Raw genomic sequence first — 734 nt, forward strand, 5'->3', positions numbered from 1 at the left:
TTCAGACGGGTGTCCTGAAGGTTCCGGCGAGGTTCTGCAGCTGGTAGATCCATGAGGTCCACACTCCCAGGACCATCAGCACGCCCAGCAGTGCCAGGAGCAGGCCGCCGGCGATGTTGAATGCCCGGATGTGCCGCCGGACGAAGGCCAGGGCGCGCGTGACCCAGTTGACGCCCAGGGCGACCAGGGCGAAGGGGATGCCCAGACCCATGCAGTACGCGAAGGCCAGCAGTGCTCCCCGCCACGGGTCGCCCGTGGTGGTGCTCAGTGCCAGGACGGCGGCCAGTGTCGGGCCCATGCAGGGGGTCCAGCCCAGTCCGAAAACGACTCCCAGGACGGGTGCGCCGGCCAGACCCGACGAGGGCTTCCATGTCATCTTCGCTTTGCGCTGAAGGAAGGGCAGCTTTCCGGTCAGGGCCAGACCCATGAGGATCACGACGATGCCCAGGACACGGATCAGCGTGTCCTGCCAGCGGGCCATCCAGGTGCCGATGGCGCCGAAGGCGGCCCCGTAGAGGGTGAAGACGGCGGCGAAGCCAAGGACGAAGAGTCCGACTCCTGTCAGCACGCGCCGGCGGTTGCCTTGCTGCGCCGGGTTGGTCAGGCCCGAGACGTACCCGAGATATCCGGGCACCAGGGGCAGGATGCAGGGTGACAGGAAGGACACGAGACCGGCGATCATGGCCAGCGGAAGCGCAATCAACAGGATGCCGCCCTGCACGGTTTCCGCGAAA

1 protein-coding gene is annotated in these 734 nt (G+C 66.9%); it reads right to left on the bottom strand.

Features of this window, described 5'->3' with window-relative positions; genetic code table 11:
- Position 1: 1 nt before the first annotated feature.
- Positions 2-734: cytochrome c biogenesis CcdA family protein (locus J9611_RS21495; RefSeq protein WP_246528139.1), on the bottom strand; the 733-nt coding region annotated here is incomplete at its 5' end.

Source organism: Pseudarthrobacter albicanus, from assembly GCF_018224015.1.
Lineage (GTDB): Bacteria > Actinomycetota > Actinomycetes > Actinomycetales > Micrococcaceae > Arthrobacter > Arthrobacter albicanus.